This window comes from Hydrocarboniclastica marina (assembly GCF_004851605.1).
Lineage (GTDB): Bacteria > Pseudomonadota > Gammaproteobacteria > Pseudomonadales > Oleiphilaceae > Hydrocarboniclastica > Hydrocarboniclastica marina.
Map to the genome: position 1 here is coordinate 3,636,803 of NZ_CP031093.1, position 18,628 is coordinate 3,655,430.

19 protein-coding genes are annotated in these 18,628 nt (G+C 60.1%); 6 read left to right on the top strand and 13 right to left on the bottom strand.

Annotated elements, in window-relative coordinates; all coding sequences use genetic code 11:
* The first annotated feature begins 62 nt into the window (after positions 1-62).
* On the top strand, positions 63-935 hold the full coding sequence (locus soil367_RS16085) for a fructosamine kinase family protein (RefSeq protein ID WP_136550057.1): 873 nt from the start codon (positions 63-65) through the stop codon (positions 933-935).
* A 46-nt stretch (positions 936-981) separates the two neighbouring features.
* Here the strand turns inward: soil367_RS16085 and soil367_RS16090 are convergent, their stop codons facing one another.
* From soil367_RS16090 to soil367_RS16115, 6 genes are all read right to left on the bottom strand, one after another.
* On the bottom strand, positions 982-1,935 hold the full coding sequence (locus soil367_RS16090) for an NADP-dependent oxidoreductase (protein WP_136550058.1): 954 nt from the start codon (positions 1,933-1,935) through the stop codon (positions 982-984).
* Positions 1,936-2,126: 191 nt separating this feature from the next.
* Positions 2,127-2,924, bottom strand: a complete 798-nt coding sequence (locus soil367_RS16095; RefSeq protein ID WP_246065635.1) for a tRNA-uridine aminocarboxypropyltransferase — start codon at positions 2,922-2,924, stop codon at positions 2,127-2,129.
* A gap of 2 nt (positions 2,925-2,926) precedes the next feature.
* Complete coding sequence (locus soil367_RS16100) at positions 2,927-3,379, bottom strand: acyl-CoA thioesterase (protein ID WP_246065375.1); 453 nt, start codon at positions 3,377-3,379, stop codon at positions 2,927-2,929.
* Positions 3,380-3,470: 91 nt separating this feature from the next.
* The gene (locus soil367_RS16105) at positions 3,471-4,586 is read right to left on the bottom strand and encodes an SMP-30/gluconolactonase/LRE family protein (protein WP_136550061.1); all 1,116 of its coding nucleotides are present in this window, start codon (positions 4,584-4,586) and stop codon (positions 3,471-3,473) included.
* A gap of 36 nt (positions 4,587-4,622) precedes the next feature.
* Positions 4,623-5,429: an alpha/beta fold hydrolase gene (locus tag soil367_RS16110; protein WP_136550062.1), complete on the bottom strand. Its 807-nt coding sequence runs from the start codon at positions 5,427-5,429 to the stop codon at positions 4,623-4,625.
* Between the two features lie 44 nt (positions 5,430-5,473).
* Positions 5,474-6,145 carry a DUF1722 domain-containing protein gene (locus soil367_RS16115; protein WP_136550063.1) on the bottom strand — a complete coding sequence of 224 codons (672 nt, stop codon included), beginning with the start codon at positions 6,143-6,145 and terminating at the stop codon, positions 5,474-5,476.
* 270 nt (positions 6,146-6,415) lie between these two features.
* On the opposite strand from soil367_RS16115, the gene soil367_RS16120 reads away from it, so the two are divergent.
* The 4 genes from soil367_RS16120 (at position 6,416) to soil367_RS16135 (ending at position 9,513) form a co-directional block, all read left to right on the top strand.
* Positions 6,416-6,859 carry a hypothetical protein gene (locus soil367_RS16120; RefSeq protein ID WP_136550064.1) on the top strand — a complete coding sequence of 148 codons (444 nt, stop codon included), beginning with the start codon at positions 6,416-6,418 and terminating at the stop codon, positions 6,857-6,859.
* Positions 6,860-7,237: 378 nt separating this feature from the next.
* Entirely contained in the window at positions 7,238-8,332 is a 1,095-nt protein-coding gene (locus tag soil367_RS16125; protein ID WP_246065377.1) for an AraC family transcriptional regulator, read from the top strand.
* Positions 8,333-8,474: 142 nt separating this feature from the next.
* The gene (locus tag soil367_RS16130; protein WP_136550065.1) at positions 8,475-9,152 is read left to right on the top strand and encodes a GntR family transcriptional regulator; all 678 of its coding nucleotides are present in this window, start codon (positions 8,475-8,477) and stop codon (positions 9,150-9,152) included.
* Between the two features lie 7 nt (positions 9,153-9,159).
* A complete protein-coding gene (locus soil367_RS16135) occupies positions 9,160-9,513 on the top strand; it encodes a hypothetical protein (protein ID WP_136550066.1) in 354 nt (117 codons plus the stop codon).
* Between the two features lie 3 nt (positions 9,514-9,516).
* Here the strand turns inward: soil367_RS16135 and soil367_RS16140 are convergent, their stop codons facing one another.
* Positions 9,517-10,128, bottom strand: coding sequence for a hypothetical protein (locus tag soil367_RS16140; protein WP_136550067.1), 612 nt, complete (start codon positions 10,126-10,128; stop codon positions 9,517-9,519).
* Positions 10,129-10,376: 248 nt separating this feature from the next.
* Here soil367_RS16140 and soil367_RS16145 point away from each other — a divergent pair, with 248 nt between their 5' ends.
* Positions 10,377-10,745 (top strand): hypothetical protein, encoded by a 369-nt coding sequence (locus tag soil367_RS16145; protein ID WP_136550068.1) that lies wholly within the window; start codon positions 10,377-10,379, stop codon positions 10,743-10,745.
* Positions 10,746-10,864: 119 nt separating this feature from the next.
* Here the strand turns inward: soil367_RS16145 and soil367_RS16150 are convergent, their stop codons facing one another.
* From soil367_RS16150 to lptM, 6 genes are all read right to left on the bottom strand, one after another.
* A complete protein-coding gene (locus tag soil367_RS16150; protein WP_136550069.1) occupies positions 10,865-14,158 on the bottom strand; it encodes a transporter substrate-binding domain-containing protein in 3,294 nt (1,097 codons plus the stop codon).
* The gene (xerC, locus tag soil367_RS16155; protein WP_172962372.1) at positions 14,088-15,071 is read right to left on the bottom strand and encodes a tyrosine recombinase XerC; all 984 of its coding nucleotides are present in this window, start codon (positions 15,069-15,071) and stop codon (positions 14,088-14,090) included. The genes soil367_RS16150 and xerC overlap by 71 nt, the downstream gene beginning before the upstream one ends.
* 63 nt (positions 15,072-15,134) lie before the next feature.
* Positions 15,135-15,860 carry a DUF484 family protein gene (locus soil367_RS16160; RefSeq protein WP_136550070.1) on the bottom strand — a complete coding sequence of 242 codons (726 nt, stop codon included), beginning with the start codon at positions 15,858-15,860 and terminating at the stop codon, positions 15,135-15,137.
* A 71-nt stretch (positions 15,861-15,931) separates the two neighbouring features.
* Positions 15,932-16,837: a diaminopimelate epimerase gene (dapF, locus tag soil367_RS16165; RefSeq protein WP_136550071.1), complete on the bottom strand. Its 906-nt coding sequence runs from the start codon at positions 16,835-16,837 to the stop codon at positions 15,932-15,934.
* Positions 16,837-18,093, bottom strand: a complete 1,257-nt coding sequence (lysA, locus tag soil367_RS16170) for a diaminopimelate decarboxylase (protein WP_136550072.1) — start codon at positions 18,091-18,093, stop codon at positions 16,837-16,839. The genes dapF and lysA overlap by 1 nt, the downstream gene beginning before the upstream one ends.
* A 105-nt stretch (positions 18,094-18,198) precedes the next feature.
* Positions 18,199-18,498 carry an LPS translocon maturation chaperone LptM gene (gene lptM, locus soil367_RS16175; RefSeq protein ID WP_136550073.1) on the bottom strand — a complete coding sequence of 100 codons (300 nt, stop codon included), beginning with the start codon at positions 18,496-18,498 and terminating at the stop codon, positions 18,199-18,201.
* Positions 18,499-18,628 lie beyond the last annotated feature (130 nt).

Sequence of the window (18,628 nt, forward strand, 5' to 3'; positions counted from 1 at the left end):
GTACCGCTGGGAATCAAACCCTTTTGGCCAGCAATATCAGCGCTTGAAACGGGAGTTCGACAATGCCTGAGGCGGCGATAACAGAGCGTCTGGCAGCAATACTGCAACAGGGCGGACTTCCGCCGGCGCGCCACAGCTCTCCCCTTGCCGGAGGCGATACGGGCCACAGCGTCAAGGTGACACTGGAGGACAACCGCACCGTTTTCATAAAGTGGGCCGACGCCGCACCGGGGGATATATTTACTGCAGAGGCCGCGGGACTGGACGCCCTGCGAGCATTGGTGCCACTCAACCTGGCCAGGGTGCCCGAGGTGTATCATGCCGCAACTGATGGCCTGGTGCTGGAGTGGCTGCCGCCAGGGGCCCGGCAAGCCCGTTACTGGGAGCGCTTCGGTGAAGCACTTGCCGCCATTCACGCCGAGCCGCAGGATCATTTTGGCTTCGCTCGGGATAACTACTGCGGTCTGACGCCCCAGCCCAACCCCGCCATGAATGATGGCTATCACTTTTTTGCAGAAGCCCGACTACAGCACCAGGCCAAGATGGCCCGTGATCGGGGTCGTTTATCGTGGTCACTCTGCCGGAAGGTGGACCGTCTTTGTGAGCGGCTTGATCGCTGGATCCCGACTCAGCCACCGGCGCTCATTCACGGCGACCTCTGGTCGGGCAATGCCCACGTCGGCCCTGGCGGCGAGCCCGTGCTTATCGATCCGGCTGCGCACTACGGCTGGGCTGAAGCCGATCTGGCTATGACGACATTGTTCGGTCGCTTTGATCCAGACTTTTACAGCAGCTATATGCAGCGAACGAACATCGCGACAGACTGGGAGGAACGTGCGGAGCTATACAACCTTTACCACCTGCTCAACCACCTCAACCTTTTCGGCGCGAGCTATCTCAGCAACGTCCAGCAGGTGCTTGACCGCTGGACATAGAGCTTTGACAGGCGGATGAACCCAAGCCATTCGGTTCGGCTGACGCTCAGGAATCGCCGGGTACGAGGACCAGTTTACCGCGGACATGGCCCTCTTCGAGGCGTCGCTGGGCAGCGGCCGCGTCGCCCAGGTGATATTCGGCCTCAACATGCACCTGTAGGTCGCCCTGCTCCATCAGTTCGAGCATGCTTTCAAGTTGTTCAGTATCCGGGCGAACGGTGAAGTTGACCGCGTGTAGCCCCTGTTCCTCAGCGGCTGCGATCACAGCATCGGCCGTGTTAGTAGGCACTGTAACCAAGGTACCCCCCGTAGCGAGGGTATGAACCGAGCGCCGGCCCACCTCTCCGCCGACCAGATCCAGCACCAGGTCCAACCCGTAACACTCCTCCACAAAGTCATCGTTGTGATAATCGATAACCTCGTCAGCGCCCAGCCCTGTCAGAAAATCGATGTTTTCGTCCGACGCGGTCGCAATAACGTGGACATCGAGGGTTTTTGCGAGCTGTATGGCGAGATGGCCGACGCCGCCCGCACCCGCGTGTATCAGTATCTTGTCACCAGACTTCAGTTTGCCGTGCTCAAACAGCCCCTGCCATGCGGTCAATCCTGCCAGGGGAAGGCCACCGACCGGGATCATGTCCAGATTCTCAGGAACCTGACACAGCCGGTCTGCAGCAGTGACCACCTGTTCCGCATAACCACCGGCCCCGAGCGGAAAACCGACCATCCCGCATGCACGGTCACCCAGCTTCCAATCCCGAACATCGGCGCCAACCGCCGTAACTGTTCCGCTAACCTCAAAGCCTGGCGTCCAGGGCAGCTTATCGCCAATTTGCTGGGCGACAAATCCGAGCCCACGCCGGGTTTTCCAATCGATCGGATTGAGGCCGGCGGCGACAACCTGCAGGCGCACTTCGTTCGGACCCGGTTCCGGTACCGGCGCGCGCACCAGATGAATGACCTCGGCTTCACCAAAGGCTTCATACACAATCCTGCGCATGCTCTTCTCCCTGTGATCGGATGGTTTCCGGCTGGCTGAACGGTCCCTGACCGCGCTGTCCTGGCAGACTGATGTTGATGCAATGACCGTTGTCGGCGCCGCTATGGTGGTTAGCTTCCCCGAGTGAAACACTGACATGACACCAATACAAGCGCCACGAGCAGGAAGCACCGACCGGCCTGAGGTCAGTTTCAGGTCGTCGCCGGCGTTCCAGCCAGGAAACGCATGGCTTCGGTTTCGCCAGCCAGGGCGTGGTTGTTGCGTGCGGCGGTGTAGTGATCGGAGAAAACACTGAAATAGCTGTGCATCTGTCGGGCCTGGTGTTGCGCGCCCGCGAATGCCAGCAGTTCAGCCGCCACTTCGGCGGTACAGAGCTGGCCCGGATGGACCGCTCGACGCAGCCGGTAGTTCGAAGCGTTTTGAGGACTCAGGCTTAGTACCGGAAGTGATTCCAGGTAGCGCGTCAGACGAAACATCTTGCCCGCCTGTTGCCAGGTTCCATCCAGCAGGATAAACGCGGTTTTCCCCCCGGTGTCCGGGAGCGTTTCAATCAGCCGTTCCTCGTAGCGGTCGGGCGGAGCCGGAAAGACAATGACAGGCGCATAGGTCGGGTCACGACAGAGTTCCAGAAAACCAGCCGGGGCTTCCTTGCGATGCCAGGTAAATACGCGGGTGCGGGGCAGGCAATCGCGGATCAGACGACCCGTGTTGGTGGGTTTGTACTGCTCGTCCGGATGCATCAACAACCAGAACTCGGGGAGCGAATCGCAACAGGCACAGGCGCCATTGCAAGACTCAAGCGCGCCATTCGCACAACTGCAACCGGGCAAGCGGGGCCGGAAACGGCATATACAGTGGCTGTCAGGCAGTTGGCAATCGCCGCAGCGTTTCACGAACGAGCCACGCGCCCGGAACTCCCGCCGGGGCGGGTTTTCCAGGTAGCCGACCTGGGGCTTGCTGCGGCTGCGCTCGGCCCTGGCGTCGTCCATACTCAATCGATGTCTCCCCGCACCAGCGCCCCTTCCATGATGGTCTTGATACTCTGGGGTATGCGGGCGGGACGCTGGGTCTTGAGGTCAATACAGGCATGGCGGGAAATAGCCCGGGCGATAGTGCGCTGATCGCTGCACCGCACTAATTGGAAGCGCCTTGCTGAACGGATCCGGCCATCGTAGTCCACCAGCCAGGTGCCCAGTATCAGGTTGTCCCCTGCAAGGGCCGAGCCGAGGTAGTCGATCTCTGTACGGGTGATGGCCATAGCCCGCCCTTCCCTGAGCTGCAGCTCCCAGGTCATACCCAGACTCTCGATATGTGCCCAGCTGATATCCTCCAGCCACCGGACATAGACAACATTGTTAGCGTGGCCCAGACGATCCACATCGGTCTCGTGGACCGTCAGCGACAGGGTGTAGGGGGTTGGTAAATCCCACTCGATGTCGGACATAGTCATTCCTGTAATGATGAATCCGTCTGCGCTTGCCACCGATGGACGCCGGCCTGTTTGCCAGTCACGCCCCGTCCAGTCCAACCTGTATTCAGTCTGACGTCGGCAGCTCAAGTTCGGACAGGGCCAGTCTGCCGATACGATCGTTATGCAGCGAACCCAAATATAGAAAATCTTCAACCGGCTCCACCGAGGTAATCTCCTGCAGGTGCTTTCCCTCGGTGTCGTGAAAGCTGGCAAGGATTTCGCCTTCAGGCCCGAGCACTGCGATCAGCCCATACTCCTGGGCCTGGGGCTGAATCGCTTCCGGCAGTTTGGCCATTAGTTCCTTCAGCCAGGGATGGGGATGGGCCCGATCGACAGTGGCGTTGCGCAGTGTTGGCAGAGCCAGCCAGTAACGGCCCTGTTGGTCCCTCGAAATGTTATCCGGAAATCCAGGAAGATTATCGGCGAACACGTCGGTGGTGCCTGCGCGCTCACCGGCGAGCCAGTGACGCAACACGCGGTAACGCCAGGTTTCATTGACGAGGACAAAGCGCTCTTGCGGGTCCACCGCCACGCCATTGGCGAAGTGCAGCGCAGGCATCAGCACGACGACTTCTCCCGTTGCAGGTTCGTACTTCAAAAGCCGGCCGTGAGGCCGGTTTTCCAGCAGGTCGAGCTTGAAGTCCGGCTGGTTGAAACGGGAACTGGCGTCGGAAAAATAAATGGTACCGTCTGATGCAATATCGAGGTCATCGGTAAAACCGAAAGGCACGCCCTCGGCCTCGGTCGCAAGCGTTTTCAGGGTTTTGTCGGGGGCTATCGAGATCAGTCCTTTCCAGGCGTCGGCAACGATGAGGTTACCTTTCTGGTCAAAGTCCATCCCCAGCGGCCGGCCCCCGGTGTTGACCCAGCGTTCGACCACCGCCTCTGCCCCGGCGCCTGGAGGCTGGGTCCCGGCGCCGGCCAGCCGGACGATCCAGCCATTTTCCATGCCCGCATAAACGTTCCCTGCGGCGTCCACCGCCACGGCCTCGGGACCCTTGACGTCTCCTTTGGCGAGCAGCTCCGCTCGTTTCAGGGCATTGTTGGGTTGCCACGGTCCGTCCATGGCCGCTTCTGACGGTGGCGTCCAGGCAACCGGATCGATCGGTGATGGCGCCAGCGCCCACCCGACCAATACGACCACCAGACCGAGCAGTACAAAACAGATTCCCCGCTTCATGGTACAACTCCAGCGCAGGTCAATTTGTGGCTCCCATCAATCCAGCTCACCGGTCAGAAACCGTTCGCAGAGATTGGTGAAAAGCTCCGGCTTTTCGGCGTGCAGCCAATGCCCCACCCCGGGAATTACACGCAAGGTTGAATTCGGAAAGAGCCGGCTTACCTTGTCACGGTGTTGTTCCCGGATGTAGTTCGAGCTGCCACCTTTGATGAATAGCACGGGCTCGTTGAATGCTGAATCCGATTCCTGGCCGGCGACGATGTCGTCATAATTTTCCAGAATAGCCTTGAGATTCAGGCGCAGAACGAATGCCCCCTGGTCGTCCCGGACCAGATTCTTAAGCAGGAACTGTCGCACCCCGGCCTCCTGTACAAAGTCCTGCAAGACTTTGTCTGCCTCGGCACGCGAGGCCAACCTTGCCGCGTCCAGGGCCTGCAGCCCTTCGAGAATAGCCTCGTGATGGGGTTCGTAATCGACGGGCGCAATGTCAGCAACAATCAGGCGGGAAACACGTTCCGGAGCGTCCAGCGCGAGCCGCATGCCGACTTTACCTCCCATGGAGTGACCCACAATGGCGGCTTTGCCGATGCCCTGTCGGTCCAGGTAGTCGAGTACATCCTCCGCCATCTCCCGGTAACTCATCGTATCTGCGTGGGGCGAGCGGCCATGGTTGCGCAGGTCCAGCGAATGAACTGCCATCGTTTCGGCGAGTTTGCGCTCAACAACACCCAGGTTCTCCAAAGAGCCGAAGACACCGTGCAGCAACACAACCGGATCCTTGGCCTGTGAAGTCCCGGGCTCGGCCACTGGGCCGGATATTCTGGAATAAAGTGCCAATGCCATAAAGATCCTGGTGTGCGTTCAGGGTCGGTGCAACTAGGTCATTATCACCGTTCGAGCCAGGCCGCAAACTCGCCAAGTGCCGTAGAGTTAAGCAGGTAGCTGACCTCGTGAGCGACCGCCAGCTGCTGGACTTCCCGAAGCAGATCGGGCAGAGAGCCGCCTTGGGGATTAACCGTCGAATGCCGCGAAACATAGCCCCACATATGCTGGAGCGCGTTGCGCAGCCCTTCTTCCTGAGGGGGGACGTGGGTGGCGTTGATCAGCGATGGCCAGAGTTGCTCCAGCGGAAACGACCGCGCGGCGACCCGCTGGCCGATGCGCGAGTAGCTGTTCTGATTGCGCGCCAGCACCGCATATTTATAAGTCGCCCAAAGCTCGTGGTCATTACGTGGCAACCGAATGCGCCCGGGAGGCCCCGCAGCCACATCTTGCAGTTGCTGGCGCAACCGGTCCCGATCCAGTGCCGGCCAGAGAATCGACTCGTCCGTCAGTGCCACCGGCTCCGGTGTCGCAAGCCCTCGCAGGCGTAACTCGCCAATAGTCTGGTTCAGCCGCAGCGACAGCGCATCTTCGTAGCCGACCCAAACTGTCGGGTAGTGTTCGGGGTGGGGCCTCGAACGGCTGGTTACCAGTCCCACGAGCAGCCGCATCTGAGCGGCGAGGCGATGGTCATCCAGAAACCCCGGATCCACATCATAAACCGGATTTGAAGCCAACCTGGCGCTCCTTAATACGATGACCTGAGAAGTTTGGTGCCCGGTATCCGCATGCGCCCTGCAGGGTCGCCCGCGGCCTTTTTCGGGGCTCGAAACCGAGCAATGCTGATCCCGCAGACACTGAACACCCTACGTGACGCTGCGATCCACATGGAAAAAAGGCAGCTGTCATGTTAACCAAACCGTGCTCGACAAAACAGCGGCTACAGCACAGGCAGTAACCGGGATGGTTTCCTATACTGAACCGGGACCAAACAAAACGAGAGCATTATGGGACAATCAGAGGGCAATACCGAACGGCGTCACCTGCAGCGCTTTCCCGCGCTGGAACTGGAAGCACAGATGAAGCCGCAAAAACGTGTGCTGGGGCCTTGGACTGACATAGAAGCATTTGATTTCACCCGCACAGGACTGTCCATAGCTACCCCACAGACCCTGGCGCCGGATGACGTTGTTATGCTCAGGTTACGCCTGCCTTTGGCGACGGGCGACCTTACGGCTGAACGCCTGGTCGCAGTTGTCCGCAACGTCCAACCACAGCCAGACCATACGTTCAGGTACGGTGTCGAATTCGATTTCGGGGCCAGCCGACACATGAAGAGAATGGCTACAAGCGCATGTCTGGGACGAATCGAAGGGATACTGGACCGCAGTGAGAAATTGCGTAATCGTTTGATGTCTCAGCAGGAGTTGCTGAAGAGCCTCGAAAGCTGATCAACAGTCCCGGTGTGCTTCGGCTCTAACCCGGCTGAAGCCGCAACCCACGTAAAAAAAGGACCACACTGCTGGTCCTTTTTTGTCCGGCCTGCAAGTGCTGGTCGACCTGCAAACGATGTCAGTCAGTCCACGGGACTGATCAATTCCCGTAGTAAATGCTTTCAAGGTAAACGGCAAGGGCATCAACGTTCTGTGCTTCAGTTTGGTCGTGCGGTACGAAAATTTGCGTTTCCATTGGCTTCTCTCCACGCTATCAGGTTGAATCAGGCGGCAAGAGTGCGGCCTTTGCTTAACCAACAGACTACAGCCGTCCGCCCATACTCGCTTGACCGCCTGTGCCAACATGTTGACAGCAGCTACCAGACAGGAACCGTCGTGGCCGAAGATACTGAGTTCAGCGCTATTTCGACTGAAACACTCAACCCAGACGACAGCGCTGGCCAAACTCACGGCACCGCCCCGACTGTTAGCGCATCCGGTACCCTGGCGCTCGCCCACTACCTGATAGAGAAGCACGGCGCGTCATCCGCCCGCATCGAAGAAATTCTGGGCCATCATCTGACAGAGCTGGAAAACCCCGACTACCGGCTACCCGTTCAGGACCATTACCGGCTGTGGCCATTCGCCGCAACGCAAAGTGGTGATCCTGCGGTGGCGTTGAAGTTCGGCGAAATTGTCGACCCCGACCACATGGGCCTGATGGGCCACATTTTCTTCAACAGCGATACGCTGGGCCACGCGATTGACCAGTACCTGAAGCTCCATCGCCTGGTCAATGAGTCGGTGATTATCGAAAGGGTCGACGAGGGGGAGTGGGTGCGCCTGCTTTGGCGGGTCGAGTCAGAGGACGACTATTGCCAGGCTGATATGGAGCGCACACTCGCCGCCGCCGTGGTCCGGGCACGGCATTATATTCATCCCAAGCTGGAAATAGACCAGCTAACCTTGCCGCACAAACGGCCTCCGTGGGTTGCCGAGTACCAGCGAATATTCCAGTGCCCGCTGGCTTTTGAAGCCGAGCATGCCAGCGTCAGGTTTGCCCGCCGTTACCTCGACTGGCGCATGCCGCGCCGCAACCCATACCTCTACGGCGCCCTGCTCGGCCATGTCAATCGCATTCTTGCGCCGATACGGCCCAGGCGTCTGGTGAGCCGGGAAGTGCACCGCCGCATTGCCCGTCAGCTTGCCAACGGCTCAGTGGAAGCCGAGACCATTGCCGAACAGATGCACATGAGCCGGCGCACGCTTTTCAGGAAGCTCCGGCACGAAGGCTATAGCTTCCAGGCGCTGGTGGAGGAAGTACGGCGTGAGCGTGCCCTCCGCTATGTCTCCGAAGACCGCTACGCCCTCAGCGAAATTGCTTTCTTGCTGGGCTTCTCGGAACTCAGTGCGTTCAGCCGGGCGTTCAAACGCTGGACGGGCGAATCCCCGGCCCATTACCGTCAGAAACAACTGGTGAAGCCGCGTTGACGCGCCGGCAATGATGATCGGACTTGGCTAGCCCTGGGGACGGTCGCCGGGCACGGCCGAAATGCCGTAACAACTGATCTTTACTATACTATCTGCCCAAAGACTGATGCCCCGAAACAGACGCGACAGGAACCCAGGCGGGATGACTTCGACTTTCAAGCCACATACCACGCTGACAGAACAGGTCGCCACGCACCTGGAAGACCTGATCGCTTCCGGCCGACTCAAATCCGGCGAACGTATCTACGAAGCCAGCATGGCCAAAGAGCTTGGCGTCAGCCATGGTTCCGTTAGAGAAGCGTTGCTCCAATTGGAACGACGCCACCTGATCAGGACAGTTCCCCGTCGGGGCGCGTTCGTAACCGAACTTGACGCCCATTTTGTCCGCAGCCTCTATGAAATAATGCATCTCTACCTGAGCTATTCAGGCATGAGGCTACTGCGAGGCTGGAAGCCGGAAGACATGGAGCGACTGGAGGAGTTGTATGAGCGCATGCAGGGGCACTACCAGAAAGGCGAACTTCTGGCCTTTCTCGACGCAGGGATTCAATATACCCAGGCATCCCTGGCCTATGCGGACAACTATTTCGTCAGTAGCGCCATACGTGACCTCTGGCCGTCGGCCAAGCGCTGCGCGTTTGTAGCGCTCGCCCAGGGCAATCGGGTACTGGAGGATAACCTCCACCACATGCGCGACTCCCTGGATGCAATCCGGGACCGTGACGAAGCACGTCTGCAAAAAATTCTGAGCGACTATGCAGAGCAACAATGCGAGCAGGTCCTTGCCTGTCTCCCGCCCGAGAAAAACACGCAGTCATAGTCTGGCAGTGCTGGTTCTTGTGCTGCTGTCCGGCTGTACCCTCGCGCCACCCCAGTCTGAGCCCGAGCGTCCGGTCCCCGTGGAAGTTGAACTCGATCCCCCCGCGCAGCGCCCGACACCGGAACCGCCCAAGACTGTGGTCAAGCCGCCCTCTCCCGCTTGTGAGTGGACCCATACCAAGGGCGTTGCAGAGGTAGTCGCTCTTGACGACGATGAAGCAGAGTTTCGTTTCTACCCGGGTAACATCCCGGTCCCTGTCGCGGAAAGCCAACGCTTGGAGAGCGGTACAGAATTCAAAGCTGTTCTGCTTCAGGCCGACGGCTGCGCGCCCAAACTGAAAGTAGTCGACTCTGTACCCTGAGCGTCAGCCGGTCTCTCCCGGCGGCAGGACCTTGAGATGCGAGGTATCGGGAACAGCGACGGGTGGCGCTTCCTCAGGCTCGACCAGCCGTGCCCCCGGTTGCGCCAGTGACCAGCTTTCGAGCTCGTGGAACACCGGCGCTTCTTGCTCCTTTGGCTGGCCCAACGTTTCCCCCGGGCGACCCAATGTCAAACGGGAGCCGGCAAGAACCTCATCAACCCGCTCGCCCGCCACGGACAAACGCTCACCCGGCTCGACCACAACCCCTGCCGTCGCTGGGCCAGCGGCTTGCGGCTTGGCCTGTCCGTACTCTTGAGTCGGGGCGACTGGCCGCCCCGGAGCGGGTCGCTGGACGGCCTCTGCCCCGGCTTGCGTGGCCGTGGAGCTGGCGCCCGGCATCGGCTCGATGTGGACCACGATGCCCTGTTTAGCCAGTGCCGCCTTGAACTTCTCAGCGGCGTCGCTTTCAAGCTTGTTGCGGATCACGACCCGCTCGCCGCTGAACATGCGCTCAATCTGAGCCTGACTCGCCTTGAATACCTGCGCAACGTTGGCCCGGGCCGTTTCCGGGGCAACCCCCGGCTGGCACTGGCCCTTGAACACGAGCTGGAACATTGACGTAACCTTCTGCTATCCGGCACGCTTTCTGCCGTACGCTCTTCAGACCTGCACGAGCGCGGGTTGATCTTCTGGACTGTTCACCTGCCTAAGCATAGCAGCGTTTTCCCGGGACGGGCGGGCCTCCTGGGAAGCCCACCAAATGTCAACAACTGACAAATATTGAGGCGGTCGTTGGCAACCTGGTGATGCACGACGATAATAGTCGCTTACGTACCGTTACATTCTACCGCCGGAACCAAACCATGAAATTCGCAGCCCGAAAGACAGCACAAAGGACGCTGACTGTATTGTTTTGCGGATTGCTTGCGGTTCCGGCAGTAGCTCAAACGCTAAAGGTTCAGCTTGAGACAGCGCTTGCGGCCCAGCCCGCGCCATTCACCGGCTTTGAGACTGCAGCTGAGGCACTGCCGGATGCGCCCGGCGCCGACAAGTATCTGGTGCTTGATTTCCGCTTCGCCGAGCCACAGCCGGAAGAACAGCTCCAGGCCAGCATCCACCGGATCTGCCAGACTGTCCTGCTTAACCAGCAACTTGTTAAAACGCTGAGCGACGACGGATTCAACCGGCTCGCCGTTGCGTTCGACCGCGAGTCACAATACGACTGCTTCTGATACGCGCCCAGCCGCACCGATGATAACGCTGATTCGCAGAAAGGCCGGAGAATGACCAGCCGTCCCTGTTGAATACCTGAATGAACCTTGAGTTGATTCGGCCCGAACCCGGACGGCCTTCAAGGCAACTGATCAGGGGACTCGACCGGAACCCCCACGGGCGGGAACTGGGCCAGCAGCTCAGCGACACGGTCCAGATCAAAGCCATCTATAGCGTCCAGCAAACCTTCACAATAAGCGACGATTTCGAGTACCTGCTCTTCACGACCGCATGCAAGCAGCGTTTCAGCAAAGGCTCGAAGCGCCGCCGGATCGCCGCTGTCGATCAGGCGTTCGCGCCAGTCGCTGAACTCCCGGTAAAGCCTGGCCTGCAGACGCCGCTGCCGCCGCGCCGGCAGGTCTGCGAACGGCACGGCTGATATGCTTTCGTGGGCAACCTGTTCGCGTCGCTCGTGACGCAGAAAACGTGCAAGCTCTGCCAGTAGGGTAAAACGGCTGACGGGCTTGCGCAGGTAACCGTGGAAGCGCGCGCCCCGGATTCGGGACGCCTCGCTAGGCATCACAGAAGCCGTCAGGGCGACCACGGGCACCGACGCCAGCTCGGCGTCGCGGTTAAGCGCAGCGCGCGTCTCAAAGCCATCCATGTCCGGCATCCGGATATCCATGAGGATCAGGTCCGGTTTCTCTGCCGCAGCCATTTCAAGCGCTTCCCGGCCCGTGCTGGCTTCGCTTATCCGCAAACCCGCCGGCTCCAGCATGTCCCGCACCAATGCCCTGTTTGTGCCGTTGTCGTCCACGACCAGCACCAGCGCCGGCTCAAACCAGAAGTCATCGACCAGGGCCGCACTTTCGAGTGCATCACCCTCGGTGCTCGCCACCTCCACCAGCGGTATATGCACAGTAAAGCAGGAGCCCTGACCCACTTCGCTCTGGAGCGTTAACGTACCGCCCATCATTTCAACCAGTTTGCGACTGATAGCCAGACCCAAGCCGGTGCCACCGAACTGACGGTTGCTTTGTCCTTCCTGCTGCTCAAACGCATCAAAGATTCGGGCCTGCTGCTCAAGAGGAATACCGATGCCGCTGTCCCGTACGTCGAATCTCAGCGTGAAACGACTCTGGCCATCGGGGTCGACAACTTCGACTGCTTGAGCAATCAGTTCGACCTTGCCCGTCTGGGTGAACTTGATGGCGTTGCCTACCAGGTTGAACAACACCTGCCGCAGCCGCGTATCGTCCAGAACCAGAGTCGGCGGCAGCTCACCTGCAAGTCGCGTCTCAAGCACCAGTCCCTGCTCCATCGCGCGTGCCTGGAAGATGCGACGCACATCCTCAAGCACTCGAGTCAGGTCCGTGGGCTGGTACTCCAGTCGCATCTTGCCGGCCTCGACCCTGGACAGATCGAGGATGTCGTTGATCAGCGTCAACAGGCTGCGACTACCGGACTTGATGGAGTCCAGGTAACCGCGCTGTCGCGGGTCTCTGAGATCGCGTTCCAGTAGCTCGGTGTATCCCATCACCGCGTTCATGGGTGTCCGGATTTCATGAGACATATTGGCTAGAAACTCGCTCTTTGCACGGCTGGCAGCCTCAGCCTGTCGAGCCAGCGCCTCGGCGCGCGATTTCTCTTCCCGCAGCGCCTCTTCACTGCTACGTAGCGCGCGCTCGCTGCGCACCCGCACCTCGACTTCCCGGGACAGTTTGCGATTCCAGTAGAGGAACACAGCCAGTATGACCAACGCGATCACCACGACCCTGCGCAGGACGGTGTAATCAGTTTCGCGGTCCATGTCCAGGTGGATCCAGCGGTTGTAGATCTGTTCGTAGCCCGGCTGGTCGAGCTGGGACAAAGTCTTATTGAGAATACCCACCAGCTCTGGCATATCCGGACGCACACCCATCCGCAGTTCGTACTGGTAAGGCGTGACGCTGGTGATACGCAGATTGCTGAGACCCAGGCGCGCCACAGAATAGGTCACACCCGGAATGTGGGTGATCATCACATCCAGCTCGCCGTTTGACAGCTTGATCAGCCCGTCCTGCATTGACTGCACGGGGACAATGTTCAGGTCGGGATGGTTGATCAGCAGGAACTCATGGCTTGCTTCACCCTGGACCGCGCCGATCCGTTCGCTGCCGAGTTCCCGCAGGTCGCCAATAAATCGCGAGTCATCCCGCGTCACCATGGCGATCGGCAGTTCCCGGTAGGCCCGGGTAAACAGAAAACGGCCCTGGCGTCGGGGGGTCGGTGGCAAAGCCGCGACGATGTCGAGATTACCCACCTCGAGACGCCGCTCAGCTCCGGCGATCTGGCCGAGTTCCTGGCGTTTGAACCGGTAACCGAGCTGATCTTCCAGCGCGCTGACAAGGTCGGGAACAAATCCCCGGGCCTGGCCATCCTCACTGAACTCCAAGGGCGGCCAGTCGCCGCGAAAGGCAATGCGGAGATTGGGGTGTTCGCGTAGCCAGCGCCGCTCATCCTGGGTGAGCTCGTTGCTGACTTTGCCGCCCGGGCCCAAATCTTCCAGCCAGATACTGCGCAACAGTTGATGCTGTGCACCGCTTATCGAGTCCACTGCGGCATTGAGTATGCGCAACAGGGGCTCGTTGTCCGGCAATACCGCCATAGCGTAACGACGGGGCTCGTCCGCCAGCACCATGCCGATCTGCAACTGCGCCCCGAAATTTTCCATAAACGCCTGCCCTACCGGCACAGGCACCAGAAAAGTATCGGCCCGACCCGCGTTGACCTGAGTCATGCCTTCCTCAACAGAACGCACGGGGCTGGGTGTGTACTGCTGCAGGGGCTCAATGAGGGTGAAGGGAAAGTCGTCGTCTTCGCTCAGGGCGATGCGTTTATGTTCCAGGCCGCGCAGGCGACTTATGCTGGCATCGCCCTGGCGTACAAAGGCGGCATAGGGCACGCGAAAAAGCGCGTGCGTCAACTGGAATTCACGCTCAGCCCAAGTGCCCGGACTTGCCATGGCGAGCGCGTCAATTGTCCCGTCTCGCAGGCTCTGCTCAAGCGCTACCGGTGAACCCGGGACAATCTCTATCGGGGTGGACAGCTTGCGCGACAGTAACCGCAGGTAATCCGCCATCAGCCCTTCCGGCTGGCCCTGACGGTCAACGCCCGCGAGAGGGTACTGGTTCACGGGCAGGCCAATGACGAGTTTGTCCTTGGCAATCAGCCAGTCAACTTCATCGCCACTGAGCATGGGCATGTGAACGCTGACATAGGGGTCTGCAGGGGTCGACCCGGCACCGAAGACGAAGCTCAGAAAGAATATAATGAAAAGCCGCAGCAAAAGGCTCGGCGGGCGTTTAGCGGCAGGCGCAACCTCACTCATCGCGCGCCTGCGGCTTCTGGTCTGAACCGGATTGTCGCCGGGCACGGGGATGGGCGCGGTCATAGACCTGGGCCAGATGCTGGAAGTCGAGGTGCGTGTAGATCTGGGTGGTGGAGATATCGGAGTGTCCGAGCAACTCCTGTACGGCTCTCAGATCGCTGCTCGACTCGAGCAAGTGGCTGGCGAACGAGTGCCTGAACAAGTGGGGATGCAGCCGCCGGTCGGCCCCAACGGTCGTCCCCCATAGGGCAAGCCGCTGCTGCACCGAGCGCGCCTGCAGACGCCCGCCACGCTGGCTCAGAAAGACAGCCTGACAGTCAGCATTACCAGCCCACTGGGGCCGCAGTGCGAGCCATTCCGCCAGCGCCGCACGGGCCGCCCGACCAACCGGCAGCAAACGCCGCTTGTTGCCCTTGCCGGTGACCATCACTTCTCCGGCATCCAGATCCAGCTGGGGCAGATCGAGACCAACCAGCTCTGCCAGGCGCAGGCCCGACGAATAGAACAACTCTACAATAGCGCGATCACGTACCTCGTGTGGGCCTTCAGCGGCACGCGGGGCATCGAGCATATGGCTCAGGCTGTCGACGTCTATTACCGCAGGCAGACGGCGTGGGTGTTTGGGCGCGCGCAAATCCAGGGCCGGATTGTCCCGGGCCCGACCTTCGCGAATCAGAAACACAAAGAGCCGCCGGGTAGCCGACAGCTGGCGGGCAATGCTCCTGCCAGAAAGGTGCTGTCGCGCCAGAGAAGCGGTAAAGCGACGCAGGCAGTGGAGATCAAGCTCATTCCAGTCGCTGACGCCGTGATCGGCGAGATAGTTGGCCAACCGCCGCAAGTCACGCTGGTAGTTTGAGCAGGTGTGCGGCGAGCTGCGCTTTTCGCGCTGCAGGTACAGCAAAAAGTCCTCGATCGCCACCACGAGCGCCGCAAAGTTGGCGGCACTTTCGGCTGTCATCTGCGGACCGTCGCTCATCCGTTCATTCCCTGGCTGTCGTTACCTGGCTGTCGTTACCTGGCTGGGGCTACCTGGCTGGAGCTACCTGGCCTCTCCGGCAGCGGCTGCCAAAGTCTCGGCGGCATCCACTTGAAGCAGGGGCGGTAACATACGGCTGAGGGTATCACTGATGTACGACAGGAAAAGCGAGCCCATGCCACTTTCGAAGTAGTCGTTTTTCTTGCTGCCCACTGCGAGCGCACCGAGCAGATCATTGTAACGCAGCGGGATGATAGCCGCTGACCCGATCTGTTCGGACGTGGGAAACAGCAGTTTCAGCTGAGGTTCACGGAAACGCCCGCAGAGAGCCTTGTCGCCAACGAGTAAAGAGCCCAGAACCTCATCCGCTTCCTGTCGGGTTACGAAGTGGAGGCTGCCCTGCTGCGGGAGCGCCGCACGGCTGGAGAAAAGCACCAGCCCCGTAGCGTCTAGGCCGAAATCGTGGCGCATGCATTCGTCCAGCGCCGCAGCAATATCAGCCAGAGAATCAGCTTCGAGCAGCTTGACCAATAGCCGCTTGCTCAATTCGAACAGGCGGTCATTCTGACGGGCAATGGAAACCAGTTCGCCCAATTCCCGGCGCAAGGTGTCGCGCTGCTCCCGGAACAGGTGGACCTGGCGTTCAACCAGGGAAATCGCCCGGCCACTGTCGTGGGGCAGGCTCAAGTCAGCCAATACATCCGTATGGGAAAGAAAGAACTCTGGATGCTGGCGCAAATAATCAGCCACGGCATCAGCAGTGAGCTCCGACGCATCGTGCGACGTCATGGGGTAACCCTCGAATCGAGCAGGCGCTAGCCTGAAATGATTTTTTTCGACCAGAGTGGATCTGTCGGTGTTTATTTTTTTCTGGCGCCGCCACTTCTGCGAGGCCGGCGCCTGCTGTTTGAGCCAGCTAGCCAGAGCTGACCTTCAAAAACGGTTGTCGCAGGCCCTTCCATCATCACCGGGTGACCCTCACCGGGCCATTCAATAATGAGGCTGCCGCCTGCCAGGAGCACTTCCACCCTCTCATCCAACAGGCCGCGCAAGCGTCCCGCCACCACCGCCGCACAGGCGCCAGTGCCACATGCGCGGGTTTCGCCAACGCCGCGCTCGAAAACCCGCAGACGCACGCGGTCGGGTGATTCCACCTGCATGAACCCGACATTAACGCGGGCCGGAAAGCGCGGATGCGACTCAAGCTCAGGTCCAAGGGTCTCGACAGGCGCCCGCTCGACCGAGTCCACGACCAGCACAGCATGCGGATTACCCATGGAGACCGCACTTAACGTCCAGGTCTGGCCCTGTGTCTCAACAGCATAGCTCAGTTCGCGGCTTTCGGCTTTGAACGGAATAGCGGCAGGATCCAGCTCAGGCAGGCCCATATCCACCCGCACGGCGCCGTCCGGCTTGATGCTCAGCTGGATCAGCCCGGTATTGGTCTCGACGTCGATAATGTCCTTCCGGGTCAGGCCCTGTTCCCGCACGAAGCGGGCAAAACAGCGGGCGCCGTTGCCGCACTGTTCGACCTCGCCGCCGTCAGCATTGAAAATCCGGTAGCGGAAATCAACGTCAGGCCGACCCGGCGGCTCGACCAACAGAAGCTGGTCGAATCCCACCCCGAAGTGTCGGTCAGCCAGACGCCGAATCTGGGCCTGGTCAAGCTGGACCTCCTGGGTGACGCCGTCGATCACCATGAAGTCATTGCCCAACCCGTGCATTTTCGTGAACCGCAACTGGCGGCTCTGGCGCGAAGCGGCCATCAGGCCTCCCCGGGAAGACAGGTCTCCAGCGCGACCTGATCCTCAAACGATTCCCGGCGACGGACGACGTGCACCTGGGAGCCATCGACCAGCAGTTCCGGCGGCCGGTTTCGGCTGTTGTAATTGGAGCTCATGACGAAACCATACGCGCCCGCCGAGCGCACGGCGAGCAAATCGCCGGCAGCCAGGTCAAGCTCGCGGTCTTTGCCGAGAAAATCACCGGTTTCACATATTGGCCCAACCAGATCATAACAACGGCGGTTGCCATCCTCGCGCGGTACCACCGGGACAATGTCCTGCCATGCGCTGTAGAGCGCAGGCCGGATGAGGTCGTTCATGGCGCCATCTATGATCGCGAAATTACGGTGCTCGCTGCACTTCAGGGACAAGACGCGCGTCACCAGAATGCCGGAGTTGGCCGCTATTGACCGACCGGGTTCAAGGATCAGTTCCAGCGGGCGCTGGCCCAGACGCTCAAGAATTGCACCGATGTAAGTCGCCGGCTCGGGCGGCGTTTCGTCCTGATAGCGCACCCCGAGCCCGCCACCCAGGTCCAGGTGCCGGATTGCAATTCCTTCAGCCTGCAGGCGGTCTACCAGCGCCAACACCCGGTCGAGGGCGTCGAGAAAGGGCGCGACTTCCGTCAGCTGGGAGCCGATATGGCAGTCCACGCCGGCGACATCAAGATGTTCGAGCTCTGCCGCCTGGCGATAAAGCCGCTCGGCGCTGTTTATATCGATACCGAACTTGTTGTCCTTGAGGCCGGTCGATATATAAGGATGGGTACGGGCATCCACGTCGGGATTGACCCGCAGCGATACGGTGGCGACCGCACCCTCCTCTGCTGCAACTGCATTGAGCTGGAACAGCTCGGCCTCGGACTCCACATTAAAACAACGCACGCCCACGGCGAGCGCCCGACGCATTTCATCAGGCTGCTTGCCGACGCCTGAAAAGACAACTTTGGCCGGATCACCACCCGCTCGCAGCACCCGTTCCAGCTCGCCACCGGAAACGATGTCGAAGCCCGCACCCAAACGCGCCAGCAAATCCAGCACCGCCAGATTGCTGTTGGCTTTGACCGCGTAACACACCAGGTGGGGTCGGTTTGCCAGTGCTTCATCGTAGGCCCGGAACTGGGCTTCGAACGCAGCCCGGGAATAAATATACGCCGGGGTGCCGTGCTGGCGTGCGATCTGCTCGACCGGTACATCTTCCGCGTAGAGCTGGTTATCGCGGTACTGAAAGTGGTCCATGGAGAATCCTGTCTGAGTATTACTGGAGCCTGTGCCCTGATATTTAGTGTGGGAGCTTAGGAGCCTCTGATTAACTCCTGGGTCAGGCGTTAATCAGAGGCTTCCTTACTGTCCGAACTCCGCTGCTTCGCGGCGATCGTTGCCATCGCTATCGGCCTCAACCTTCTCGGAACGTGCTTCCGGTGCCGTGCCTTCAGCTGGCGCCTGGTCCGGAAACGCCTGATCCTGAGATGCGGCGGGCGGCTTTTGTTCCTCATCCAGCCTGGCATCAATCTCCTCGGCCGCAGCGGGCGGCGCCGACGCCGCGGTCTGCTGCTGGGGCGGGATATAGAGCGGCCCTTTCTGTCCACAGGCTATCAGCAACGGCGCCGCGAGCAACGGTATCAACACAATTAGCTTTGGCATACTATTACCTTTTGAAATAATCGCCTCTCGTAATAACCCTACTTTGGGCGCGACATGCAGCCCGGCGTCGGGAGGCAGATGCGAACCCGCTGAAGATTTGAGCGGACAAGTATACGGTTTACGCCCTGTT